Origin of the sequence: Luteimonas sp. TWI662 (assembly GCF_039673825.1) — a bacterium.
Lineage (GTDB): Bacteria > Pseudomonadota > Gammaproteobacteria > Xanthomonadales > Xanthomonadaceae > Luteimonas.
In genome coordinates this window covers 1-24,913 of sequence record NZ_JBDJMI010000010.1, presented here as the reverse complement: position 1 = coordinate 24,913, position 24,913 = coordinate 1, and the positions used below count along the sequence as shown (strand labels likewise).

At 68.7% G+C, this 24,913-nt stretch carries 21 protein-coding genes and 1 pseudogene; 11 read left to right on the top strand and 11 right to left on the bottom strand.

Annotated features, from left to right (window positions below; genetic code table 11):
* Nucleotides 1–17: 17 nt before the first annotated feature.
* Both ABE488_RS08810 and ABE488_RS08805 read left to right on the top strand, forming a co-directional pair.
* Nucleotides 18–212, top strand: a complete 195-nt coding sequence (locus tag ABE488_RS08810) for a hypothetical protein (RefSeq protein ID WP_346442216.1) — start codon at nucleotides 18–20, stop codon at nucleotides 210–212.
* Between the two features lie 126 nt (nucleotides 213–338).
* On the top strand, nucleotides 339–1,271 hold the full coding sequence (locus tag ABE488_RS08805; RefSeq protein ID WP_346447902.1) for a DUF6624 domain-containing protein: 933 nt from the start codon (nucleotides 339–341) through the stop codon (nucleotides 1,269–1,271).
* A gap of 44 nt (nucleotides 1,272–1,315) precedes the next feature.
* Here ABE488_RS08805 and galU read toward each other — a convergent pair whose 3' ends face one another.
* The 7 genes from galU to cmk all read right to left on the bottom strand — a co-directional run bounded on the left by galU (nucleotide 1,316) and on the right by cmk (nucleotide 9,505).
* A complete protein-coding gene (galU, locus tag ABE488_RS08800; protein WP_346442218.1) occupies nucleotides 1,316–2,218 on the bottom strand; it encodes a UTP--glucose-1-phosphate uridylyltransferase GalU in 903 nt (300 codons plus the stop codon).
* Nucleotides 2,215–4,134: a nucleoside-diphosphate sugar epimerase/dehydratase gene (locus ABE488_RS08795; RefSeq protein ID WP_346442219.1), complete on the bottom strand. Its 1,920-nt coding sequence runs from the start codon at nucleotides 4,132–4,134 to the stop codon at nucleotides 2,215–2,217. Before ABE488_RS08795 ends, galU begins: the two co-directional genes overlap by 4 nt.
* A 6-nt stretch (nucleotides 4,135–4,140) precedes the next feature.
* Nucleotides 4,141–5,145 (bottom strand): glycosyltransferase family 4 protein, encoded by a 1,005-nt coding sequence (locus ABE488_RS08790; RefSeq protein WP_346447900.1) that lies wholly within the window; start codon nucleotides 5,143–5,145, stop codon nucleotides 4,141–4,143.
* The gene (lapB, locus tag ABE488_RS08785) at nucleotides 5,146–6,324 is read right to left on the bottom strand and encodes a lipopolysaccharide assembly protein LapB (protein ID WP_346442221.1); all 1,179 of its coding nucleotides are present in this window, start codon (nucleotides 6,322–6,324) and stop codon (nucleotides 5,146–5,148) included. It abuts the gene before it with no gap.
* A gap of 179 nt (nucleotides 6,325–6,503) precedes the next feature.
* Complete coding sequence (locus ABE488_RS08780) at nucleotides 6,504–6,821, bottom strand: integration host factor subunit beta (protein WP_255350605.1); 318 nt, start codon at nucleotides 6,819–6,821, stop codon at nucleotides 6,504–6,506.
* A 48-nt stretch (nucleotides 6,822–6,869) separates the two neighbouring features.
* The gene (gene rpsA / locus ABE488_RS08775) at nucleotides 6,870–8,558 is read right to left on the bottom strand and encodes a 30S ribosomal protein S1 (RefSeq protein WP_047135971.1); all 1,689 of its coding nucleotides are present in this window, start codon (nucleotides 8,556–8,558) and stop codon (nucleotides 6,870–6,872) included.
* 266 nt (nucleotides 8,559–8,824) lie between these two features.
* Nucleotides 8,825–9,505: a (d)CMP kinase gene (gene cmk / locus ABE488_RS08770; RefSeq protein ID WP_346442222.1), complete on the bottom strand. Its 681-nt coding sequence runs from the start codon at nucleotides 9,503–9,505 to the stop codon at nucleotides 8,825–8,827.
* A 107-nt stretch (nucleotides 9,506–9,612) separates the two neighbouring features.
* Between cmk and ykgO the strand changes: the two genes are divergently transcribed.
* The 7 genes from ykgO (at nucleotide 9,613) to ABE488_RS08735 (ending at nucleotide 15,401) form a co-directional block, all read left to right on the top strand.
* Nucleotides 9,613–9,738 (top strand): type B 50S ribosomal protein L36, encoded by a 126-nt coding sequence (ykgO, locus tag ABE488_RS08765; RefSeq protein ID WP_005913193.1) that lies wholly within the window; start codon nucleotides 9,613–9,615, stop codon nucleotides 9,736–9,738.
* 239 nt (nucleotides 9,739–9,977) lie between these two features.
* Nucleotides 9,978–10,301, top strand: a complete 324-nt coding sequence (locus tag ABE488_RS08760) for a hypothetical protein (protein ID WP_346448027.1) — start codon at nucleotides 9,978–9,980, stop codon at nucleotides 10,299–10,301.
* 4 nt (nucleotides 10,302–10,305) lie between these two features.
* On the top strand, nucleotides 10,306–11,346 hold the full coding sequence (locus tag ABE488_RS08755) for an agmatine deiminase family protein (RefSeq protein WP_346447899.1): 1,041 nt from the start codon (nucleotides 10,306–10,308) through the stop codon (nucleotides 11,344–11,346).
* Nucleotides 11,347–11,437: 91 nt separating this feature from the next.
* Nucleotides 11,438–12,640, top strand: a complete 1,203-nt coding sequence (locus ABE488_RS08750; RefSeq protein WP_346442224.1) for a serine hydrolase domain-containing protein — start codon at nucleotides 11,438–11,440, stop codon at nucleotides 12,638–12,640.
* Nucleotides 12,641–12,731: 91 nt separating this feature from the next.
* Nucleotides 12,732–13,634, top strand: coding sequence for a carbon-nitrogen hydrolase (locus ABE488_RS08745; RefSeq protein ID WP_346447897.1), 903 nt, complete (start codon nucleotides 12,732–12,734; stop codon nucleotides 13,632–13,634).
* 5 nt (nucleotides 13,635–13,639) lie between these two features.
* Nucleotides 13,640–14,185, top strand: coding sequence for an N-acetyltransferase family protein (locus tag ABE488_RS08740; RefSeq protein WP_346447896.1), 546 nt, complete (start codon nucleotides 13,640–13,642; stop codon nucleotides 14,183–14,185).
* 4 nt (nucleotides 14,186–14,189) lie between these two features.
* On the top strand, nucleotides 14,190–15,401 hold the full coding sequence (locus ABE488_RS08735; protein ID WP_346447894.1) for a TraB/GumN family protein: 1,212 nt from the start codon (nucleotides 14,190–14,192) through the stop codon (nucleotides 15,399–15,401).
* A gap of 75 nt (nucleotides 15,402–15,476) precedes the next feature.
* Here the strand turns inward: ABE488_RS08735 and ABE488_RS08730 are convergent, their stop codons facing one another.
* The 3 genes from ABE488_RS08730 to ABE488_RS08720 are packed head-to-tail and all read right to left on the bottom strand — an operon-like array spanning nucleotide 15,477 to nucleotide 23,184.
* Nucleotides 15,477–18,557 (bottom strand): efflux RND transporter permease subunit, encoded by a 3,081-nt coding sequence (locus ABE488_RS08730; RefSeq protein ID WP_346447892.1) that lies wholly within the window; start codon nucleotides 18,555–18,557, stop codon nucleotides 15,477–15,479.
* Nucleotides 18,554–22,060: an efflux RND transporter permease subunit gene (locus ABE488_RS08725; RefSeq protein ID WP_346447891.1), complete on the bottom strand. Its 3,507-nt coding sequence runs from the start codon at nucleotides 22,058–22,060 to the stop codon at nucleotides 18,554–18,556. Before ABE488_RS08725 ends, ABE488_RS08730 begins: the two co-directional genes overlap by 4 nt.
* Nucleotides 22,060–23,184, bottom strand: coding sequence for an efflux RND transporter periplasmic adaptor subunit (locus ABE488_RS08720; RefSeq protein WP_346442230.1), 1,125 nt, complete (start codon nucleotides 23,182–23,184; stop codon nucleotides 22,060–22,062). Before ABE488_RS08720 ends, ABE488_RS08725 begins: the two co-directional genes overlap by 1 nt.
* A gap of 238 nt (nucleotides 23,185–23,422) precedes the next feature.
* Between ABE488_RS08720 and ABE488_RS08715 the strand changes: the two genes are divergently transcribed.
* Nucleotides 23,423–23,788: a cytochrome c gene (locus ABE488_RS08715; protein WP_346442231.1), complete on the top strand. Its 366-nt coding sequence runs from the start codon at nucleotides 23,423–23,425 to the stop codon at nucleotides 23,786–23,788.
* A complete protein-coding gene (locus ABE488_RS08710; protein ID WP_346442232.1) occupies nucleotides 23,785–24,225 on the top strand; it encodes a cytochrome c in 441 nt (146 codons plus the stop codon). The genes ABE488_RS08715 and ABE488_RS08710 overlap by 4 nt, the downstream gene beginning before the upstream one ends.
* Before the next feature lie 232 nt (nucleotides 24,226–24,457).
* Here the strand turns inward: ABE488_RS08710 and ABE488_RS08705 are convergent.
* Nucleotides 24,458–24,913, bottom strand: a pseudogene (locus tag ABE488_RS08705) (transmembrane repetitive protein); the annotation flags it as partial.

Below are 24,913 nucleotides of genomic sequence, written 5' to 3'. Positions count from 1 at the left end.
GCAAAGGAGACGTCGCCATGTCGAAGCCAGGACCCGCGCCCCAATCGCCTGCAGCCGATGCGCCAGGCAGCTACCGCCTGCTCAGCCGCCAGCTTGCGCGCGACCTCACCGACAGCGAGATCGACGCCGTCGCCGGCGGGACGACCTCACGGACCCAACTCTCGGCCCAGGTCTCGGCGCAGATCATCGTCGTCGACGATGCCGATGCCTGAGACGCCGGCCGGGCATCCTGCCCGGCCAGCCTTTGATCGATGCTCCGCGCAATGCGGCGAGCGCTGAGCGCGCTGCTTCTGTTCGCTGCCGGTTCGGCAGCCGGGGGCAGCACGCCGCCGCCCCCATTGCTCGACCGCCTCCCCGCCGAAGACGCGCCGCTCGACCTCACCCGTCTGGACTGGGTCCAGCCGCGCTTTTCGCCCGACCCGGCCGAGCGCGCACGCTGGCGCGCGCTGTTGGACTGGGCCGAGGCCGCGCGCCGCGCACGCACCGCGGCGCTGCGCGATACCTTACGGACGCGGGGGATCGATGCCGCGTCGCTCCCTGAGGCCTGTTACGGCGACCGGCGATGCGGCCTGATCGTGGATGCGGAGGCGACAGCCGCCACGTTCGACGACTGGCCGGCCTTCGACGCGGCAGCCAAGGCGGCCTGGCCTTATGTGCTGGGCCTGCGCCGCGCGGTAGAGATCGCGTCCCAGGTGCAGGCCTCCCCACCCGACGGCGAGGCGCTGCGCACCGTGGCGGCGGAGCTGCAACGGCGGGCCCTCAACGACCAGATCCTGCGCTATGCCCTCGATGGCGTGCCCGGCCGCGATGCGGGGCCAGGCGATCCGCTGTACGCGACCTACGCGCTCGCGCTCGGCGATGATGTCCGCAGGCTCGACGCGGACAATGCCGCATACGCGGCGCAGCTGATGGCCCGTCACGATGGCTGGCCTGCGCCCACCGCACTGCCCGAGCAGGCACAGGCCCAGCTCTGGCTGCTGGTCCAACACGCAGACCAGCGGCCCGATCTCCAGTACCAGACCCTGCGCGCCATGCAGCGGCGCCATGTCGGCACGCCCCTGACGACCCGCTACGGCTTTCTCTACGACCGGGTCATGCTCAAGCTCGACGGCCGCCAGCGCTACGGCACCCAGGTCACGTGCATTGAGGGCCGGCGCGCGCCGCAACCGTTGGAAGACGCGCAGCGCGTCGACGCGCTGCGCGCCGGCCTGGGAATGCCACCACTGGACGAGTATCTCGCCCGCTTTCCCGATTGCACGGTCGCGCCCTGACAGCGCGCAGCATGGCGCGCGCGGACCCGGCGGCTGGGCTGTCGTCAGTCGAGGTCGCGAACCCCGAGCTCGTCGAGCGCGTCGCGCATCAGCGCTGCCGCCGGTTCGCTGAGCTTTTCGTTGTCGAGTGCGTATCGGATCGTCGCCTCGATCAAGCCCAGATGCGTTCCGCAATCGAAGCGCGTGCCGCGGAAGCGGTAAGCATGTACCGGCTTTTCGGCGAGCAAGGCCGAGATGGCGTCGGTGAGCTGGATCTCCCCGCCTGCGCCCGGCGGGGTCTTCTCGAGCAATGAAAAAATGCGTCCATCGAGCACATAACGGCCGACGACCGCCAGATTGCTCGGCGCCTCCTCGGGCTTGGGCTTTTCGACCATCGAGTGAATGCGGCCATGCCGGCCCTCGAATGGATCGGTCGCGACGATGCCGTAGCTGGCGGTCTTCTCCGGGGGCACGTCCTGCACCGCGATCATGCTCGCGCCGGTCTGCGCATGCGCATCGGCCATCTGCTTGAGCGCGCCATCGCCCCCCCGGTTCCACAACAGGTCGTCGGGCAGCATCACCGCGAACGGCTCGTTGCCGACCACCGGCCGCGCGCACAGGACCGCATCGCCCAGGCCACGCGCCTCGGGCTGGGTCACGAAGATCGCGCGCACCCCGTCGGGCAGCGGCCGGCGCACCTTCTCCAGCAATTCATGCTTGCCCGACGCCTCGAGCCGATGTTCGAGCTCGTAGGCCTTGTCGAAGTAGTCGCCGATCGCGTGCTTGTAGCGGTTGGTCACGAACACCAGCGTGTCGCAGCCGGCCTCGATCGCCTCGTCGACCGCATACTGGATCAACGGGCGATCGACGATCGGCAGCATTTCCTTCGGGACGGTCTTGGTCGCGGGCAGAAACCGCGTTCCCAGGCCGGCCACGGGAAACACCGCCTTTCGAATCCTTTGCGTCATGGTTGTCTCGCGTGTCGTGGGGGAAAGGCAACGATGGTCGCCGTGGTACCGGTACGCTGCAGCGCGGGATCCACAACGACCGGCTTGAACTCGGGCACGGCCTCGCGCAGCGTCGCTGCCAGTTGCTCGAGATCGTAGCGCGCGACGCCCTCGTCGAGCCGCGCCAACGCCGATGCCAGCTTCTCGGTATGCACCGGGCGCGCCTCGGCCTGAAGGATCTTCGGATGCACGGTGGGCCGATAGCGTTCGTCGGCGTGGAACAGGGTTTCGTGCAGCTTCTCGCCGGGGCGCAGGCCCGAGTAGACGATTGCGATATCGCGACCGGGCTGCTTGCCGCCGAGGCGGATCATCTGCTCGGCCAGCAGGCGGATCGAGACCGGCTCCCCCATGTCGAGCGTGTAGACGGCCTGCGAGGCGCCGATCGCGACCGATTGCATGATCAGCTGGCAGGCTTCGGGGATGGTCATGAAGTAGCGCGTGACTTCCGGGTCGGTCACGGTCACCGGGCCGCCGCGCCGGATCTGTTCGCGGAACAGCGGCACCACGCTACCGGCCGAGTCGAGCACATTGCCGAAACGCACGGTTACAAAGCCAGTTCCGCCGTCACCGGCCAGATCCTGGCAGACCATTTCGGCCAGACGCTTGGTCGCCCCGAGGACATTCACCGGATCGACCGCCTTGTCGGTGGAGATCAGCACGAACGTGCTCGCGCGGTGTTCGACTGCCGCACGGGCGACGTTGCGGGTGGCCAGCACGTTGTTGCGGACGCCCTCGCGCAGTTGCTGCTCCAGGACCGGCACCTGCTTGTAGGCCGCGGCATGGAACACCGCGTCCGGCGACGACAGCCGCATCGCATGCGCGGTCACCGCCGGATCGCCACAGTCGCCGAGCACCGGCGTGACCCGGATATGCGGGAAGTCGCGCCGCAGTTCGGCCTCGATGCGGGTCAGCGCGAGTTCGTCGATCTCCACCAACGCGATCTGCGCGGCACCGTGGCGCGCACACTGTCGGCACAGTTCCGATCCGATCGAGCCGCCGGCTCCGGTCACCAGCACGCAGCGCCCGCGCAGCCAGCCACGAATCGCCTTCCAATCGGGCAGCACCGGCTTGCGCCCGAGCAGATCCTCGATCGCGACTTCCTTCAACTCGCCCGGCAGCGAGCGGCCTTCCAGCAGGTCGTCGAGCCGCGGCACGGTCCGGAACGGCAGCGCTGTCCGTTCGCAGGCCGCAACCACGCGGCGCATCGCCGCGGCATCGGCCGAGGGCATCGCGATGACCAGCAGCTTGGCGGCGGTCTCCGGGGCGATCCGCTCCACGTCCTCGACCCGCCCCAGCACCGGCACGCCCTGCAACTGGCTGCCGCGCAACTTCGGCGCGTCGTCGAGGAAGCCAACCGGATCGTAGGCCCCAGTCCGGCGCAAGTCTCGGACCAGCGTCTCGCCGGCCTGACCGGCGCCGAGGATCAGCACCCGCGTGGCGGTCTGGTCCAGCCGCACGCTGCCGTGGTCCTTCCAGGCCCGGTACAGCAGCCGGGGCATGCCCAGCAACGCTGCGAGCAGCAACGGGTAGACGATCAGCACGCTGCGCGGGACGAGATCGAGCCGGTTGTAGACGAACAGCACCAGCAGGATCGCGAGCAGGCCCAGGACCGACGCCTTCACGATGTTGAGCAGGTCCGGGATGCTGGCAAAGCGCCACACGCCACGATACAGGCCCACGCGCCAGAAGATCACGCCTTGCGCCAGCAGAATCAGCGCGACCTCGATCGACACCGGCGAGAACGCAGGCGCCTGCGCCATGACCGAAAGACGGAACTGGTGCAGGCCGACCCAGCACAGCCAGACCATGGCCAGGTCGTGTGCGACCACGGCCACACGCGGTCCCAGGACGCCGAGCCGGGTCCTTACATCATGCATCGCGATTCATCCTTGAGGGCAACGTTGCCCGGCGAGCAAGCGGACACGAGCCGCGCACCAGACACAGACAATGAGCAGATACCATGCGACCAAGGCTCCGATGATAACCGGGCCACCGTGCCCGGCGAGCAATCCGCACACCAGGACCCCGACCATCGACAGCGCCGCATAGCCTGCGGCGACCCTCGCATGCGGATGCCCAGCCTGCACGGCGCGCTGGTAGACATGCTGAACATGCGGCGTCCACCAGCGTTCGCCGCGGAGCATGCGTGAAACGAGTGTCAACGAGGCGTCAATCAGGAACGGCGCGAGCGGAAAGCACAACGCCCAGACCGCCGGATGACCGATCTCGAGCGATGCCGCAGCGAGCAGCCCTGCCAGCACATAGCCGAGACTGCCGCTGCCGACGTCGCCAAGGAAGATCCGTGCCTTCGGGCAGTTGAATGGCAGAAAGCCGCCACAGGCGGCCAGCAGCGCGATCGCCAGCACGCCGGCCCCGCCCCAGGGCCCGGCCACCCACGCTACCGCCAGCGCGGCCAGCATCGCCTGGCTGGTGGCGATGCCGTCGATCCCGTCCATGAAGTTCCAGACGTTGATCAGACCGACGGCCAGTACGAATACCGCAGCGCCCCACCACAGGGGCTGGCCGGCATGGGCCACCGCCCCCGCGAGCAGCGCGGCGGCGACCGCGTGGACCCCCAGCCGCGACCATGGCGACAACGGCCGGTGGTCATCCATCCAGCCGATACCGGCGACCAGCACAAGGCCGATCAGCAACGCCAGGTGCACCCCGGGGAGCGCCGCCTGCCAGGCCGTCCAGGCGAGCACGCCCAGCATGACGACCACGATCGCGATGCCGCCACCGCGCGGCGTCGGCGCCGCGTGGCTGCGCCGCTCGCCCGGCGCGTCGACCAGCTTGCGCGACAGTGCATAGCGCCGCGCCAGCCAGGTCCCCAGCGACGTCGAGACCAGAGCCAGAACGGCGACTGCGATGAGCGCCTGCGGCTGCACTCAGACCACGGCGTAGTTCAGCAACGGCTTGATCGTGCCCCATTCCTTGCAGCTGGGACATTGCCAGTGATGGCTGCGGGCGCCGAAGCCGCACTGCTTGCAGCGGTAGCTCGGATTGCGCACCAGCAACTGCTCGGTGATCAACCGCAGTTCCTGCAGCGTGCCGGCCGGATCGACCCCGTCGGCGAGGGTGAGATCGATCAGCGCGGCCTCGCCCCGGACCGACGGACGATCCTTGAGTTGGCGCGCCAGATAGGTCCGCGCCGCGTGCACGCCTTCTTCCTGTTCGACCAGTCGGGTCAGTGCCAGGACCGGCGCCACACCCGGGTAGTGCTCGGTCATCTGCGACAGGAAGTTGCGCGCGCCAGGCGTGTCGCCGACCCGCTCGTAGGCGGCCAGCAGCGGCCCGAGGATCTCGGGCAGGAAATCGGGATCGTGGCGGGCCGCACGCTCGAACGCGCGGATCGCCGCAGCGTCGTTGCCGGCATCGATTTCGATCCGGCCTTCGAGAATGCCGGCGCGCACCGATCCCGAATCGGCGGCGTAGGCCCGCGCGACCGCTGCGCGGGCCTCGTCGGGGTTGCCGGCCGAGCGATGGCGATCGGCCAGTTCGCATTCGAACTGCGCGATCAGCTTGCCCATCGGTTCGCCGGTCGCCGCCTCGTAGCGGGTCGCGTTCTCGATCGCCTTCGCCCAGTCGCGTTCGGCCTGGTAGATGCCGATCAGGTGCCGCAGCGCGTGTGGCGCCCGCTGGTCGATGCGCGCCAGATCGCTGAACACCGTCTCGGCGCGGTCGAGCAGCCCCGACTTCATGTAGTCCTCGCCCAGCGCCAGCAGCGCCTGCACCTTCTGCTGGTCGTTGAGATCGGGGCGCTGCACCAACCCCTGGTGCAGGCGGATCGCACGATCGACCTCGCCACGCCGCCGGAACAGGTGGCCGAGCGCGACCTGGGTCTCGAAGGTGTCCTTGTCGAGCTCGGCGATGTGCAGAAACAGCTCGATCGCCTTGTCGGGCTGTTCGTTGAGCAGGTAGTTGAGGCCGCGGAAGTACGTCGTCGACAGCCGGCTGACCTGGGTGTCGCTATGCCGCTCGCCGCCGCGTCGCCCGATCACCCAGCCGCTGAGCGCCGCGATCGGCAGCAGGAGGAAGAACCAGAACCACTCGGTGACAAACGCCATGGATCACGCTCCATCAGGAAGGTCGCCGCTTTCGCGCGACGGCGGGCGCGAGCGGACACGCGGCCACGGCATCGCGCGACGGCCTGCGGGCCGCCGTCGATCCTAACCGCTCGGGGATCGGCGGTGCCAACCGCACGCGGCGACACCGAAGGGACGGGGAACGGCGCGCCCCAGGGCGCTCACTCGTCCGCAGGCAACGGCTGCACGTCGCTGACGCGATCGCGCAGTTCCTTGCCCGGCTTGAAATGCGGGACGTGCTTGCCCGGCAGCGCCACGGCGTCGCCAGTCTTGGGATTGCGGCCGGTCCGCGGCGGTCGGAAGTGCAGCGAGAAGCTGCCAAAGCCACGGACCTCGATACGGTCGCCTGCTGCCAGCGCGCCGCCCATCATTTCGAGCATGGCCTTGACCGCCAGGTCGACGTCCTCGCCCTTGAGATGGGCTTGCCGCTGGGTCAGCAGCTCGATGAGTTCCGACTTCGTCATGTCTCGTTCTTGCAGATGCGCAAACGCCGGTCCGGGGACGTCCCCGGACCGGCGCCGAACGCATTACTCCGACTTGTTGCCCAGCTGCTCGCGCAGCAGCGCGCCCAGCTTGGTGGTGCCGCTCGACGCGTCCGAGGCCTGCTTGTTGTACTCGGCCAGGGTCTCGGCGGTCTCCGCCTCGTCCTTGGCGCGGATCGACAGCTGCAGCGAACGGGTCTTGCGGTCCATGCCGAAGTACTTGGCCTCGATCTCCTGGCCGACCTTCAAATGCTGGCTGGCATCGTCGATGCGCTGGTCGCTGATGTCGCGCGCCGACACGTAGCCTTCCACGCCCTCGCCCAGGTCGATGACCGCACCCTTGGCGTCGACTTCCTTCACGGTGCCCGAGACCTTCGAGCCGCGCGGGTTGTTGGCCATGAACTGGCCCAGCGGGTCCTGCTCGAGCTGCTTGACGCCCAGCGAGATGCGCTCGCGCTCAGGATCGACCGCCAGCACGACGGCCTCGAGGGTGTCGCCCTTCTTGAAGTTGCGGGCCACGTCCTCGCCGGTGGAGTTCCAGGCGATGTCCGACAGGTGGATCAGGCCGTCGATGCCGCCGTCCAGGCCGATGAAGATGCCGAAGTCGGTGATCGACTTGATCTGGCCGTCGACCTTGTCGCCCTTCTTGTGGATCGCGGCGAAGGTCTCCCACGGGTTGCTGGTGACCTGCTTGATGCCCAGCGAGATGCGACGACGCTCCTCGTCGACGTCGAGCACCATGACCTCGACTTCGTCGCCGACCTGCACGACCTTCGACGGGTTGACGTTCTTGTTGGTCCAGTCCATCTCCGACACGTGCACCAGACCCTCGACGCCCGGCTCGATCTCGACGAACGCGCCGTAGTCGGTCACGTTGGAGACCTTGCCGAACACGCGGGTGTTGGACGGGTAGCGACGCGAGATGTTGTCCCACGGATCCTCGCCCAGCTGCTTGAGGCCGAGGCTGACGCGGTTGCGCTCGCGGTCGTACTTGAGCACGCGGACTTCGAGCTCCTGGCCCACTTCCACCACTTCGGACGGATGGCGCACGCGCTTCCAGGCCATGTCGGTGATGTGCAGCAGGCCGTCGATGCCGCCCAGGTCGACGAACGCGCCGTAGTCGGTGAGGTTCTTGACCACGCCCTTGAGCACGGCGCCCTCGACCAGCTTCTCCATCAGCGCTTCGCGCTCCTCGGAGTGCTCGCTCTCGACCACCGCGCGGCGCGAGACGACGACGTTGTTGCGCTTGCGATCGAGCTTGATCAGCTTGAACTCGAGTTCCTTGCCCTCGAGGTAGACCGGGTCGCGGACCGGACGCACGTCGACCAGCGAGCCGGGCAGGAACGCGCGGACATCCTTGATGTCGACGGTGAAGCCGCCCTTGACCTTGCCGCTGATGCGGCCGGTGATGGTCTCGTTCTTCTCGAGCGCTTCCTCGAGTTCGTCCCACACCATCGCGCGCTTGGCCTTCTCGCGCGAAAGCACGGTCTCGCCGAAGCCGTTTTCGAGCGAGTCCAGCGCCACCTTGACGGTGTCGCCCTCGGCCACGTCGATCTCGCCGGCCTCGTTACGGAACTGCTCGATCGGCACGATGCCTTCGGACTTCAGGCCGGCGTTGATCACGACGACGTCGGTGCGGACCTGCACCACGACGCCCGAGACGATGGCGCCCGGCTTGAGCTTGGCCAGATTGGTCTGGCTCTGTTCGAACAGTTCTGCGAATGATTCGGTCATTTGGTGAATACCTGGTTGATGTCGGACCGGGCCGGCGCAGCGACGGAGCGCGGTATCGGTGGTCCACCCGTTGATCGGCCGTCGCGGGATTGCAGGGCCGTGAGTGTTGGCATGGAAGAACACCCGGCGCCGCGCCCTGGGCGTGGTGCCGGAACCGTTGGAGCGATGACGCGATGTTGCGACTGCGGCATGCGACCGGACGCTCCGTCCGGGGGCACGCGACTGCTGGGCGCGCCGACGACGGCAGGCGCGCCGGACCGGGTCTGTCAGTCCATGCGCGCCGGCAACAGCGCCAGCACCTGCGCCACGACGGCCTCGATGCCCAGGCCGGTGGTGTCGATGCGGACGGCCTCCTCGGCCGGCCGCAGCGGCGCCACTGCGCGGCTGGCATCGCGGGCGTCACGCGCGAGAATCTCGCGCAGCAGACCGTCCATTGTCACCGAAACCCCCTTGCCCTTCAACTGTTTATAGCGCCGCTCGGCGCGTTCCTCGGCGCTCGCGGTCAAAAACACCTTCCAGCGCGCATCGGGAAAGATGACCGTGCCCATGTCGCGGCCGTCGGCGACCAGCCCCGGCGGCGTCCTGAATGCGCGCTGCCGGTCCTTGAGCGCGGCACGCACTTCGGGAATGGCCGCGATCGCCGAAGCCGCGGCCCCTGCGGTCTCGGTCCGCAGCTCGTCGGTAGCGTCGTGTCCGTTGACGATCACCCGCGGCTCGCCGCTCGGGTCGTCGCGGAATGCAATCGTGGTGTCGAACGCGCAGCGCACCAGCGCGCCGGCGTCGCCCAGGTCGAGGTCGGCCCAGCCGGCCGACACCCCGACCGCCCGGTACAATGCCCCCGAGTCCAAGTAGTGCCAGCCCAGCCGCTGCGCGACCGCCCGGCTGATCGTGCCCTTGCCCGACCCGGAGGGGCCGTCGATCGTCAACACCGGCGTCTCGGCCGTCATACGCATCTCCTGCGCATCGCGCCCGAAGGCCCAAGCGCTTGAATCAGGTGGAAATAAGCCGCTAGAATAGCCGGCTTGCCGTTCGTATCCCATCCCAGAGGTTTGTCATGAAGGTCCTGTCGTCCCTGAAGTCGGCGAAGACCCGCCACCGCGATTGCAAGGTTGTGCGTCGCCGCGGCAAGGTCTTCGTGATCTGCAAGTCCAACCCCCGCTTCAAGGCGCGTCAGCGCTAAACAGCGAGGCGGAGCACGCGCGCCCCGGCGCCGTGGTGTTCCGGCAATCCTGCGTCAGCCCTTCGGGCCGGGCGCAGCACGCGAGGGCCGCAGCGATGCGGCCCTTCGTCGTATCGGCGCCGGCCGCATGCAGCGCCGTCGCCGCGGGTCTGCTACACAGCCGCCATGCGGCCGGGTTCCCGGCCACGCCCCTCCCGTTCGCAGGCCAGGAGTCCGTCATGTCGCGTTCCACCGTCACGATGTTCGCAGCCGCCGCGCTGGGCGCCGCCCTGCTGCTTGGCAGCGCACCGGCCACGGCCGACACCCTGCTGGTCGACCGCAGCCGACAGCCGGCCGGGTTGGCCGTCCCCGCACGCGGCATGACGATGGCTCAGGTCGAGGCCGACTTCGGCGCACCGTCCCAGCGCCTCGAACCGCGCGGCGGACAGAAGCGGCAATGGCCGACGATCCATCGCTGGGTCTACCCCGCCTTCACCGTCTATTTCGAACGCAACCGGGTCGTCGACACGGTCGCCAATCGCGCGACCGCGTCCGAGATCGGCCCCAAGCCCGCCATCCGTTGAGTCCATGACCAAGACCGCAATGCGCTTCCCCGCGGAGTGGGAACCCCAGTCCGCCATCCTGATCGCCTGGCCGACCGAAGACACCGACTGGGCGGAACGCCTGGGCGAGGTCGAGGACACCTACATCGCACTGGTCGCGGCCATCACCCGCTTCCAGCCGGTGCTGATCTGCGTGCCCGACGAGGACGTCCAGAGTTACGCCTATGTGCGCCTGGCGTCCAACCGGGTCGACATGGACCGCGTGCGCTTCGTCGAAGCGGCCTACGACGACACCTGGCTGCGCGACTCGGGGCCGATCACCCTGGTGGGCGGCGATGCGTTCGTCCTCAACGACTTCCGCTTCACCGGTTGGGGCGGCAAGTTCGACGCCAGTCGCGACGACCTGCTGGTCGGGCACCTGCACGCGGCCGGCCTGTTCGCCGACCAGGCCCAGCGCCGGCAGATCGACTTCGCCCTGGAGGGCGGTGCGATCGAGACCGACGGTGCCGGCACGCTGCTCACGACCTGGCGCTGCCTGCACGAGCGACACCCCGAGACCTCGCGCGATGTACTGAGCGCGCGGCTGGCGGACTGGCTGGCGCAGGACCGCGTGCTGTGGCTCGACCACGGCTACCTCGAAGGCGACGACACCGATGCGCACATCGACACCCTCGCCCGGTTCGCGCCGGACGATGCGATCGTCTTCCAGGCCTGCGATGACGCGAACGATCCGCACCACGCCGAACTCCACGCAATGGCCGACGAGATCGCGGCGCTGCGCACCTCCGATGGCGCGCCGTATCGGCTGTTCCCGCTCCCGTGGGCGCGTCCGATCCTCGACCAGGGCCGCCGCCTGGCGGCCAGCTATGCGAACTACCTGATCCTCAACGGCGCAGTGCTGATGCCCGCCTATGGCGACCCGGCCGACGCGGCCGCGGCCGCCGTGCTGGCGCAGGCGTACCCTGGCCGCGAGATCGTGCAGGTGCCCTGCCGCCCGCTGATCTGGCAGAACGGCAGCCTGCACTGCATCACCATGCAATTGCCGCAGGGCGCGCTCGCAGGCTGATCCCGGTCCGCCCCGGACGAAAGCATGACCAACGGCACTGGAGCATGACTACAGGTGTCGCCACCCTGGCCCACCGCCTGGAGTTCTTTCGATGCCTCGCACCCTGCTCGCCGCCATCGCGGCCTTCCTGTTGTCCGCAGCGGCCCTGGCGTCCGCGCCGGGCCAGGACACCACCACCGAAGCACTGGCCCGGTTGCAGGCGGCCTCGACGGCCGCCGAATCCGATGCGCTGCTGATCGTCCACGACGGTCGCGTGCTGGTCGACACCGCCACCGATCCGGCGCGCGCACCGATCGAACTAATGTCGGCGACCAAGTCGGTGGTGGCGCTGGGCGTCGGCCTGCTGCTGGCCGACGGCAAGCTGGACTCGCTCGACACCCCCGTCCACACCTTCTTCCCCGAATGGGCGCAGGGACGCAAGCGCGACATCACCGTGCGCATGCTGCTCGACCACACCTCGGGCCTGCAGAACGTGCCCAACGCCGGCGAAGAACTCGAACCAGCACCCGACATCGTGCAACTCGCACTGGCGGCGGAACTCGATGCCGCGCCTGGCGAAACGTTTTCGTACAACAACAAGGCCACCAACCTGCTGTCCGGCGTCATCTCAAGGGCCAGCGGGATGCCGATGGACGCCTATCTCCAAAGCCGTCTCTTCGACCCACTCGACATCCACCCTGGCTCTTGGCTGAAGGATCCGGCCGGAAATCCCTGGGCCATGGCCGGCCTGTCGGTCACCGCAAGCGACGCGGCCAAGCTCGGCCAGTTGCTGCTCGACGACGGCGTCACACCCGATGGCACGCGCCTGCTGCCCGAAGGCTTCGTCCAGGCGCTGTACAGTGCCGGTCCGCGTTCACCGCGCGTCGGCCTGCTGTGGTGGCGCATTCCCGAGTGGCAATTCCTGACCGTGCGCGAGGACGCCATCGCAACCGCGCGCGCACGCGACGCGGATCCACGCTGGATCAGTGCACTGGAGTCGCTGCGCGGGCAGCGACTCGATGGCGCCGCGGGGCTGCGCAAGGCGCTGGGCGATGCACTGGGCGACGACTGGCCGGTGCTGTACTCGGCTCAGATTACCGGGCGCGGTCTCGCCCGTGCGGATGTGTTCGACGAGGACACCGGCCCGGTCGTGGCGTATGCGGCGGACGGTTTCCTTGGCCAGTACATCGTCGTGGTGCCCGACAAGCGCCTGGTGGCGGTGCGGCAGATCCGGCGCCGCGATACCCCGCATGCCCCGGCGCTGGACTACCCGCGCTTCACGGCCGACGTCGTCGCACTCGCGGCCACGCTTTGACGCGCTCTGAACGGCGGTGGCCGGCGCGCGGGCGCGCGCGTCTATCCGCGTTAGCATGGTCGGCCTTTTCGAGTCCCGTAGCATCGCCGCCATGACCCGCAAGACCACCCTGCCCGTCGCGCTGATCCAGGAACGCGCCATCATCGATCGCGGCGCCGGCAACGCCGAGGCCAACCTGTCGATCATCGAGGCGCGCGTGCGCGAGGCGGCGGCGCAGGGCGCACGGCTGGTGCTGTTGCAGGAACTGCACAACGGCGCGTACTTCTGCCAGGAAGAGAACGTCGATGCGTTCGATCTTGCCGAGCCGATTCCCGGCCCGAGCACCGAGCGGCTGTCCGCGCTCGCCCGCCGGCACCAGGTGGTCCTGGTCAGTTCGCTGTTCGAGCGCCGCGCCGCCGGCCTGTACCACAACACCGGCGTGGTGTTCGACGCCGACGGCAGCCTGGCGGGCAGGTACCGCAAGATGCACATCCCCGACGATCCGGGCTTCTACGAGAAGTTCTACTTCACCCCCGGCGATCTGGGATTCAAGCCGATCGACACCTCGGTCGGCCGACTCGGCCTGCTGGTGTGCTGGGACCAGTGGTATCCCGAGGCCGCCCGGCTGATGGCGCTGGCGGGCGCGGACCTGCTGCTCTATCCCACCGCGATCGGCTGGGACCCGAGCGACGACGACGCCGAGAAGACCCGCCAGCGCGATGCCTGGATCCTCAGCCACCGTGGTCACGCGGTGGCCAACGGACTGCCGGTGCTCTCGTGCAACCGGGTCGGCCACGAACCCTCGCCGCTGGGCGCGGCCGGCATCGACTTCTGGGGCAACAGCCACGTGCTCGGCCCGCAGGGCGAATTCCTCGCCCAGGCCGGCGGCGATCCGACGCTGCTGACCTGCGAAGTGGATCTGGGCCGCAGCGAGCACGTGCGCCGGATCTGGCCGTTCCTGCGCGACCGCAGGATCGACGCCTACGGCGATCTGCTCAAGCGCTATATCGACTGACGCCGGTGGCTGCTCCCACCCCTGGCGTCGTGATCCGCGACGCGCACGACGGCAATCTCGACGCGATCGCCGCGCTTTACGCGCGGGAAGTCGTCGACGGCGTGGCCACCTACGAATACGACGCGCCGGATCGCGATGAGATGCGCCGGCGCTGGTCGGCGCTGCGCCAGGCCGGCTTTCCGTATCTGGTCGCAGAGCTCGACGGCCGCTTCGCCGGCTATGCCTACGCCGGCAGTTTCCGCGCGCGCATCGGCTACCGCTTCACCGTCGAAAGCTCGGTCTACGTCGTACCGGCGCTGCACGGCCAAGGCGTGGGACGGCGGCTGATGGACGCGCTGATCGATACCTGCACGCAGCGCGGCTTCCGGCAGATGATCGCAGTGATCGGCCCACCGCTGGACGGCCCCTCCGTCCGGTTCCACACGCGCCTGGGTTTTGCGACCGTCGGCGTGCTGCCGCGCTCGGGCCGCAAGCATGGACGCTGGCTCGACACCATCTTGATGCAGCGCGCGCTGGGCGACGGCGCCACCACCTCACCCGAAGACGAATGACCCGATGACCGATTCCGCCGCCTCCCCGTCCTGGCAGACGCAGCCGCACGCGATCGTCGAGCGCGATGGCGTGCGCTACACCCTGCTGGGCACCGCCCACGTCTCGAAAGTCAGCGTGGAGGCGGTCGAGGACGCAATCGGCAGCGGCGCGTTCGACATGGTCGCGGTCGAACTCGACCCGCAGCGCCTGCAGGCGATCACCGATCCCGACGCGCTGGGCAAGCTCAATCTGGTCGACGTGATCCGCAAGGGCCGCGTCGCGTTGTTCGCCGCCAATCTGGCGCTGTCGGCCTATCAGCGCCGGCTCGCCGAGCAACTCGGCATCGAGCCGGGCGCCGAACTCAAGCGCGCCGTCGCGCTCGCCGATGCCCGCGGCCTGCCGGTCGCGCTGATCGACCGCGATGTCGGCCTGACCTTCCGCCGCACCTCGTCCCGGCTCGGGCTGATGGGCAAGCTGCGACTCGGCGGCAGCCTGATGTCGGGCCTGCTGACCAACGAGGAGATGGGCGAAGACGAGATCGAGAAGCTCAAGCAAGGCGACATGCTCGAATCGAGCTTCGGCGATTTCGCCCGCAGCGATCCCAAGCTCTACGAGACGATCATCGCCGAGCGCGACCGCTACATGGCCGCACGCCTGCGTGGCGATGTCGGCCACGCGCGCGAGGTCCTGGCGGTCGTCGGCGCTGGTCACCTGGCCGGCATCGCGCGCCACCTGGCCGAAGACACGCAGACGCCGTCAGCGATCCGCACAGAGCTGGAACAGGCGCCGAGCACGCGTCGGTTCCCGTGGTTCACCACCCTGTTGATGGCGCTGATCCTGGCGATGATCGGCTGGGGCTACTGGCATGGTGGCGTCGACGTCGGCCGCCAGTTGCTCGAGGAGTGGGTGCTGATCACCGCCGCATTCGCCGCGCTGGGCGCGATCGCCGCCGCCGCGCATCCGCTCGGCATCCTGGCCGCGGCGATCGCCGCGCCACTCAAGCCATTCCGTCCCCCGGGCGTCTCGCCCGGCCTGTTCAGTGCGCTGATCGAAGCACACATGCGCAAGCCCGCTTACCGTGACTTCCTGGCCCTGCGCGATGATGCGGGCACGTTCCGCGGCTGGTACCGCAACCGCGTCTCAAGGACGATCCTCAACTTCATGTTCACCAACCTGGGGTCGAGCATCGGCGTGTGGGTCGCGGGCCTGCGGATCTTCGGCAAGCTGCTGCACTGACCGGCGCGACCACGGGGGCCACCACGCCCTCAAGGCGGAATGGCCCGCACCGCCAAGCGACGCGGGCCATTGACGTTACGACGCCGTGGACACGCCCGCCGGCACGCCCCGCGCGCGGCGGAGCATGCGCGCCGTGCCGTACCGCAGGTCGTCGAGCAGCGCGTAGATCGTCGGCAGGAACAACAGACTGACCACGGTCGAGAACGCCAGCCCGCCGGCAACCGCGCGCGCCATCGGCGAGTACGCCAGACCGCCGAGTACGACGGTGTCGCTGAGCGAGATCGGCACCATCGCCAGGATCGCCGTGCCCATCGTCATCATGATCGGCCGCAACCGCTCGCGGCTGCCCTCCACCAGCGCCTCCAGACGCGGCATGCCGCGTCGGCGCAGGTTGTTGATGTGTTCGACCATGATGATCCCGTTGTTCACCACCACGCCCATCAGCACCAGGATGCCGATGAAGGCCATGACCGTGAACGCGGTACCGGTGAACCAGAACAGCCAGAACACGCCGAACACCGAGAACAGCACGCAACTCATGATCGCCGCGGGGAACAGCAGCGACTCGAACACCGCTGCCATCACCACGTAGATCATGATCACCGCAATCACCAGGTTGAACAGCATCTGCTGGCTTGCCGCCGCATCGTCCTCGAAGCCGCTGCCGGAGAAGCTGTAGCCGTAGCCCGCTGGAAACGCGACCGTGTCCAGCGTCTGCTCCAGCGCCTTGCGGGCATCGGGCATCGTCGTACCGCCAGCGAGGTTGGCCTGCAGCGTCAGCGAGGTCTGCCGGTCGTTGCGGGTGATCCGGCTGGAGGCCGGCTCCACCCGCATTTCGACCAGGCTGGTCAGCGGCACGCTGCGGCCGTCCGGCGCCCGGACCATGAAGGCGGCGATATCGGCTTCGCTGTAGGTCTCCGCGCCCGCGAAGCGGACCCACACCGGCACCTCGTCGTCACCGCGCCGGAACTCGCGCAGCTGGCTGCCGCGCAGCGCCAGGCCGACGAAGTTCGAGACCTGCTCGGCCGAGAATCCGAACGCGGCTGCGCGGTCGCGATCGACGCTGATCCGAAGCTCGTGGTTGAGATCGCCCGAATCCACGCGCACGTCGCGCAGCGCCGGATTGGCCGCCAGGATCGGGATCACGCCATCGGCGATCTCGCGCAGTACCTGGGTCGAATCGCCGACCAGTTGCACCTGGACGCCCTGGCTGCCGCCCGCCCCGCCGCCGCCCTGGCCGCCACCGCGTACGCCGACATCGGCGCGCGCGGACTTGGGCAGCGCCTCGCTGATCTTGTCCGACAGCACCCGGGTGTCGGACACATCGTCCTGGAACGTGATGATCGTGCCCGAATCGCCGCCCTCGCCGAACCACGAGTAGAGCTGACGGATCCGGTACTGCTCGCGGCGCTGGTCGAGGAAGGTCTCGTAGCGTCGCACCTCCTCGGAGCGCTGTTGCAGGTTGTAGCTGCCCTTCCACTGGTAGTAGAGCTGGATCTCCTTGCCGCCGCCGCTGTCGCCGAACATATCGAACTTGATCTGGCTCATCGGCAACAGGCTCAACGCGACCACCAGAACGATGCCCGCCACCGACCAACCGCGGTGCTGCAGCGACCAGCGCAGGAGCCGCGCATAGCCGCGTTGCATGCGCGGGATCAGCCCATCGGGCCGGGCGACCGCCGGCGGCGTCTTCATGCGCGCCGACATCATCGGGATCAGGCTCACGGCCACCAGCCACGAGGCCAGCAGCGAGACCGAGATGGTGATCGCCAGCTGATTCATGAAGATGCTGATGTTGTTGGTCTCGCCCAGCATGTTGGGCACGAACACGATGCAGTGGCACAGCGTGCCGGCCGACAGCGCGATCGCGACATGCCGCGTGCCCAGCACCGAGGCCAGCCACGGCTGGTCGGGCATGCGTTCGCGCTCCTGGTAGATGCTCTCCACCACGACCACGGCATTGTCGACCAGCATGCCGACCGCCAGCAGCAGGCCCATCAGCGACAGCACGTTGAGCGTGACGTCGAAAAAGTGCATGAAGCCCAGGGTGATGATGAAGCAGATCGGGATCGCGAGCGTCACCATCAGCGTCGACGGCCAGTGGCGCAGGAAGAAGTACAGCACGACGATCGACAGCACCAGGCCGATCGCGCCCGCCTCGACCAGCTCCAGCAGCGATGACGTCACTTCCTCGCCCAGGTTCTGGATCACCTTGACGTCGATGCCTTCCAGCCCCGGTTCGCTGCGCGCGGTCTCGACTTCGGCCAGCACGCTGCGCGCGATCTCGACGAGGTTGGCATCGCGCTCCTTGAAGATCTCCAGCCCCACCGCCGCCCGTCCATCGAGGCGCCGACCATAGTCCATGCGCTGCGGCTTGAAGCGCACGTCGGCGATGTCCGACAGCCGTAGTCCCTTCTGGTCGATCACCAGGTCGCGCAGTTGCTGCAGGTCCTGAATCTCGCCCAGCGGCTGCACCCGCAAGCGCTGCCCGCCATCGAGGATCTGGCCGGCCGAGACCGAGAAGTTCAATGCGCGCAGGCGAGTGGCCAGCGCGTTGAGTTCGATGCCGTGCGCAGTCAGGCGATCGGGCTGGACTGCGATCTCGACCTCGTTGGGCGACGCCCCGCTGATCTCCACGCGCGCCACACCGGGCACCCGTTCGAGCCGGCGCTTGAGCTGCCGGTCGATCATCTCGTAACTGCCCGACAGATCGACATTGGCGGCCAGGCGCAGGCGCAGGACCGCCTGGTCACTGGCGGTCCACTTGTGGACGAAGTAACGACGGAAATCGTCGGGCAGGTCGGAGCGGATCGCGTCGATCTTCTCGCGCGCCTCGGCGGCGCTGATCGCGATGTCGCGGTCCCAGTCCGAGAACTCGAGCAGCACACCCGCGCCATCGGCATTGGCATCGCCGCGCATGCGCTTGATGCCGCTCATCGTCGCCAGTGCCTCCTCGGCCGGGCGCAGCAGGTTCTGCTCGGCCTCGACGGGCGTGGACCCCGCGTAGGGCAACTCGACATAAAGGATCGGCATGGTCAGGTCGGGCAGCGCTTCCAGCGGCAGGCGCACCGCCGCGATCAGGCCGATCACCACCATCGAGACGAAGCACATGATGGTGGTGACCGGACGGCGCAGGCTCAGCTCGGCGATGCTCATGGCGTGCCTGCCTCCGCCCCATCGCGCTCAGCGGCCGCACCCAGCCGCGCGCGGCGACCACGCTCGGCGTAGAACGCATCGGACTTGCGATCGAGCAGGTCGTAGACCACCGGGATCACCAGCAGCGTGAGCACGGTCGAGACCGCCAGCCCCCCCATGACGGTGATCGCCATCGGCGAGCGCACCTCGGCGCCCTCGCCCAGCGCCAGCGCCAACGGCAGGAAGCCGAACAGCGTCGCCAGGGTGGTCATCACAATCGGACGCAGACGCGAGCGTGCGCCCTCGACCAGCGCCTCGCGCTTGGCCACGCCGGCCTCGCGCAACTGGTTGACCTTGTCGATCAGAATGATCGCGTTCTTGACCACCAGACCCACCATCAGGATCAGGCCGATGAAGGCAACCACCGAGATCGTGTTGCCGGTCAGCAGCAGCGCCCCGATCGCACCAACCATCGCCAGCGGGATGGTGAACAGGATCACGAACGGATGCAGCAGCGATTCGAACTGCGAGGCCATCACCAGGTAGACCAGGAAGATCGCCAATGCGAACGCCATCAGCAGCGAGCGCATCGACTCGGCGAGTTCCTCGCCCTGCCCACCGATGTGCAGCCCGATCTCGGGACCGAGCGGGTTTTCGGCGACCATCTGCCGCACCTCGGTCATCGCCGCGCCCAGGTCGATGTCGCGCAGGTTCGCCGACACCACGGCCACGCGTACCTGGTCGGCCCGGTGGATCTCGCTCGGGCCGATGGTCGCGACCACGTCGGCGACCGAGTCCAGTCGCACGGCCGCGCCGCTGCCCGGATTGACGATCAGGTTGCGGATGCGCTCCACCGAATCGCGCTCATTCTCCTGCGCGCGCACCAGCACATCGATCTTGCGGTCGCGGAAGTTGTAGCGCGTGGCCACCTCGCCGCGCACCGCGCGCACCACCGCATCGGCGATCTGCCGCGTGGTCAGGCCGAACGCCCCCGCACGCGCCTGGTCGAAGACGATCTGGATCTCGGGAAAGCCCTGCTCCACCGTGCTCTTGACGTCGGCGTAGTGCGGATTGGCCCGCAGCAGTTCGGCCATGCGCTGGCCGGCCTTCGCTAGCCCGTCGAGATCCTGGCCGCGCAGTTCGATCTCCAGCGGCGTGGAGAAACTGAAGATCTGCGGCCGCGAAAAGTCCACCGCGACGCCGGGATATTGCCGCATGGTGTTGCGCAGGCGCTCGGTCTGCTGCGCCTCGAACTCGCGGTTACCACCGTCGCTCATGACGATGCTCAACCGGCCGATGTTCTCGCCGCTCTCGGTCGGATTCGCGTCCAGCCGGGTGCCGCTGCCGCTCACCCCGAACAACAAGGCCACACCGTCGTCGTCGCGATGCGCCTGCTGCACTTCGCGCATGATGCGGTCGGTTTCGCGCAACGGGGTGCCGGGCGGCAACTTGGCGGTCATTTCGAACCGGTCCTGGGCCAGTTGCGGGATCAGGTCGGTCCCCAACAGCGGCACGGCGAACATGCTGACCACAAACACCGCGGTCGCAGTGCCCAGCACCCACCACGGCCGCGCCAGCGCCGCCGGCAGGATCCGCATGTAGCCACGCTCGGCGCGCTCGTAGGGCGCCATCGCCGCATCGCTGGCGCGTCCCATCACGCGGCTGACCACGTACGAGACACCGCGCCAGGCACGAATGAGCAGCCAGACCAAGCCGAACAGCACGCCATGAATGCCGGTGCCGATGCCGCGGCCGGTCGCCGCCAACGGCTTCTGCCAGCGGCGCTCGGGGCGCCATTGCGGATGCGGCGCTTCTTCCGGGAAGGCCAGCGGCGGACGGCCTTTGAGCGAGGCCAACATCGGGATCAACGTCATCGCCACCAGCAGCGACACGCCGACCGCGATGGCGATCGTCAACGCCTGGTCGCGGAACAACTGGCCGGCGATGCCTTCGACGAACACCAAGGGCAGGAACACCGCGATGATCGTCAGCGTCGAGGCGATCACCGCCATGCCCACTTCCCGGGTGCCGGTGATCGCGGCCTCCAGCACGCCCAGCCCGCGTTCGCGCGCCTTGGCGATGGACTCGAGCACGACGATCGAATCGTCGACCACCAGACCCGTCGCAAGCGCCAGGCCGCCGAGCGACATGACATTCAGGCTCAGGCCCAACTGGCCCATGAAGAAAAACGTGGTGATGATCGAGACCGGCAGCGACAGGCTCACCACCAACGTGCTCCACCCATTGCGCAGGAACAGGAAGATGATCAGCACCGCCAGGGTGCCGCCGATCAGCGCATCGGTGCGCACGTCGTTGATCGCCGCCCGCACGAACTTCGACTGGTCGTCGACGACGGTCAGCGTCATCCCCGGCGGCAGGTCCTTGCGGATCACCGCCAACCGCGCCTGGATCGCATCGGCGGTCGACACGGTATTGGCGTCGCCCTCCTTGTAGATCGCCAACTCCACCGCCTCGTCGCCGCCGAGCCGGATGATGCTCTCGCGTTCCTTGAAGCCCTGGCGCACGGTGGCGATGTCGCGCAGCCGGATCGCGCGGCCGCCCGCGATCGTCGCGCCGTCCGCGCCCGAGGCGCTCTGCACCGACGCCGCAGCGGCGAGCACCGCCTGCGAACCACTGGCCGCCGCGATCGCGGCCATCTGCTGCGCCGCGCTGGCGGCGGCGTTGTCGCCGCCCGACTGCGTGGCCACCAGCATCTCGCCGATCTGCTCGACGCTGGCGAACTGGTTGACCGTACGCACCAGATAGCGCTGCGTGCCCTGGTCGAGACGACCGCCCGACAAGTTGATGTTCTCCTGCTGCAGGCGCTGGATCACGTTCTCGATCGGCAGGCCGATGCGCGCCATCTGCTGCAGGTCCAGTTCCACCTGCACTTCGTCTTCGAAGCCGCCGCCGACCTTGACCGCGGCCACGCCGGCCACCGGCTCGAGCTTCTTCTTCAGATCGTCGTCGGCGTAGCGACGCATGCGCGTCAACTCGTCGACCGCGCCGCCCTTGTCGCCGGCGGTCAGCGCGAGCCGCAGGATCGGCTCGGTGGACGGGTTGAAGCGCAACAGCACCGGCGGCTTGACCTCGAGCGGCAACTGCAAGGTCTCGAGCTTGTCGCGCACCTCCAAGCTCGCCTGGTCCATGTCGGTGCCCCAGGCGAACTCGAGCACCACATCGCTCTGGCCGGTCCGCGAGATCGAGCGCAGCTTGCGCACGCCCTTGACCACGCCCAGCGCCTCCTCGACCGGCTCGCTGACCAGGGTCTCGATCTCCGACGGTGCCGCGCCGGTGTACTCGGTGCGCACCGTCAGCGTGGGGTAGCTCAGATCGGGCAGCAAGTTGACCTTGAGGTTGGTCAGCGCGATCAGGCCGAACAGCATCAGGCTGATCGCGACCATCCACACCGTCACGCGGCGTCGCGTGGAGAACTCGACCAGATCGAACCGCCTGGGTGCGGTGGCATGCGGGTCCGCGGCCGGGCCGTCGCCGGCGGGGCCTTCGTGGGAGGCGCCGGCCATTACTGCGCGTCGCTCTTGGCGCCGGTGGCGGGCTTGGCGGCCGCGACCGGGGCCGCGCCGATCACCTGCACCGGGCTGCCCTCACGCAGCGCGACCTTGCCGGCGGTCACCACCTGCATGCCGTCCTCCAAGCCGTCGCGGACTTCGATCAGATCGCCATCCACATACCCCAGCGTCACCGGCACGCGCACGGCCTTGCCGTCACGCACGGTGAACACCGCCGCCTGGTCGCCGTCATCGAGCAGCGCGGCGCGCGGGATCACCAGCGCGTCGGCGCGCTGGTCGTAATCGATGTGGATGCGCCCGAACATGCCCGCGCGCAGCGCATCGGTACCGGCGAAGGCGGTGACCACGCGGAATGTGCCGCTGCGCGACTCGACCACCGGTGCGACGCGCTCGACGACGCCCTCGAACGACTCGCCCGGCAGCGCGTCGACCTGCAGCCGCACCGGCTGGCCGCGCTTGAGCACGCGCAACTCGCGCTCGGGGACATTGAGCGTCGCCTCGATGCGCGCGTTGTCGACGATGCTGAAGATCGGCGTGTTGATCTGCACGAAGTTGCCGGTGCGGATCATGCGCTGGGAGATCACGCCTGCGATCGGCGCGGTGACCGTGGTGTAGGACAACTCCAGCTGCGCCATCTCGTACTGCGCACGTGCGGTATCGAGGTCGAACTTGATCTGGTCCAGATCGTTGGCGCTGATCATCTGCTGGCCGACGAGCTGCTGCGCGCGACGGTAGCTGTTTTCCAGCTTGCCCATCGTCGCCCGGCTCTGCAGCACCGCCAGGCGTGCACGATCGGGGTCGAGCCGCACCAGCGGCTGGCCGGCCCGGACGGCATCCCCCTCCTCGACCAGCACCTCCAGCGCGATTCCCGAGGTCTTGGCGACCACGTCCGCACCGCGCGGTACGTCCAGCGACGCGGTCCCCACATAGCTCGCCGCCACACTGCGCCGCGCCACGGCCTCGGTCTCCACCGGCACCGGCGCCTGCGCCGCGTCGCCGGGCTGGGCCTGGGCATCGCCTCCTCCCCCCTTGCAGGCGCTCAAGCCGAAGGCGGCCGCCAGCAGCAGGCTGCCGGCAAAAATGCGTCCCGAGGACGTGCGAACGAGCAGTGTCGACATTGGAATGGAATGACCCCTACGGTGTGGTAGCAATGTAGTTCACCCGAACATGCGGATTCCATCCGCCATTGGTCATGGTGACCTCCAGCGTTGCGAACTGGGCCTGGATGCGCCGTTGGGTTTGCACAGAGCCCATGGCTATACTGGCGCGGTTGCCCGCGGTTCAGCGACCGCCCGCGGGTCACGTCCCACGCTTCCCCGACAGCCGTTCCAGCCACTCAGGATTGCGGATACCAAGATGACGCGACCGCTGCTGCTCGCCTCCTGCCTCGCCCTTGCCGCGATGGCCTCTCCCGCGGCCCTGGCGCAGACCGCCGCCGCACCTGCCGCCGCGGCCAATGCGCCGCTGGCGGGCGACGCCGGCAACGGCCGGACCCTGACCTACACCTGCCAGGGCTGCCACGGGGTCGAGGGCTACCGCAACGTCTATCCGCACTACCACGTGCCCCGGATCGGCGGCCAATCGCCCCAGTACCTCGTCAATGCGCTCAACGAGTACAAGCGCGGCACCCGCCGGCATCCGACGATGCAGGCCCAGGCGCAGAGCTTCTCGGACCAGGACATCGCCGACATCGCCGCCTTTCTTTCGGAGCTGACCCAGTGAGCGGCATGAACCGGACCTTCCTTCTGCTGATCCCGACCGCGGCCTGTCTGGCGTTGGCCGCCTGCGGCGGCCCCGCCGCCGACGGCCAGGCGCATGCCGGTGGCGGCACGTCATCGTCGGCCGGCCTGCCCAAGGGGTCGGTGCAGGCAGGCGAGCGCGCAGCGAACGTCAAGAGCGCCGCGACCGGCCAGACCTGCACCGATTGCCACGGCGCCGGCGGCAATGCGCCGCTCGACCCGACCTATCCGAAGATCGGCGGGCAGTACCGCGACTACATCGCCCACGCGCTCCAGGCCTACCGCGACGGCACGCGCGAGCATGCGCTGATGTCGCAGCAGGCCACCGGGCTGAGCGACCAGCAGATCGCCGACCTCGCGGCCTACTTCGCCGACCAGCCCAGCCAGTTGCGCGATCTTCGCGGCGTGCACGACCGCTGACCGTCGTCGTCGCCGTTCGACCCCATGCGCGCCCTCGCTGGAGGGATGCCCAAGAGCGGATCAACACCTGTGATCCGCTCTGCCTGCGTGCGGCCTGCCGACTCTAACTTCGGCTTCGGATTTCAGCCGTTGCCCCCGACCTGCGCGCCGCAGCGCGCGCCGAGCACCACAGGGCGACCAGGCCCAATCGCAGTCCTGGCCTGAGCGCCGTGCACTGAATTCGATACCGGCCTCATTTGCCCAGGCTGTCGCGGTCTTCCTGCAACTCCGGCTTCCACGGCACGTCCGGTGGCGGCCGGCCGTCGGTCTCGACGTCCTGCATGTTCGGATCGGTGATCCCGCAGCCGCCGCCGAAGGCCAGCAACGCGACGCTGCACTGGATGGTCTTGCTGGTGCCCGGAATCGGGATCAGCACCGTCTGCACGCTGCGCCGCACCCATTCTTCCAGCAGCGATTCGCTGGGCACCCAGTACCGATCGAAGCGCGTCGACTCGTAGCCCGGGGCCGGTCGCCGCAGCCAGGTGCCCATGCGGTCGATCTTCTCGAAATCCTCGGTGATCGTGCCCGGCGGCAGCCCGCCGCCCACGCGCCCGCCATCGGCCAGGCGCGGGCGGCCATCGGCGCCGAACAGCCCCGACGGGCGACCGGGCCGGCCGCCGTCGCGCGCGGTGTCGGCATCGCCCCAGTC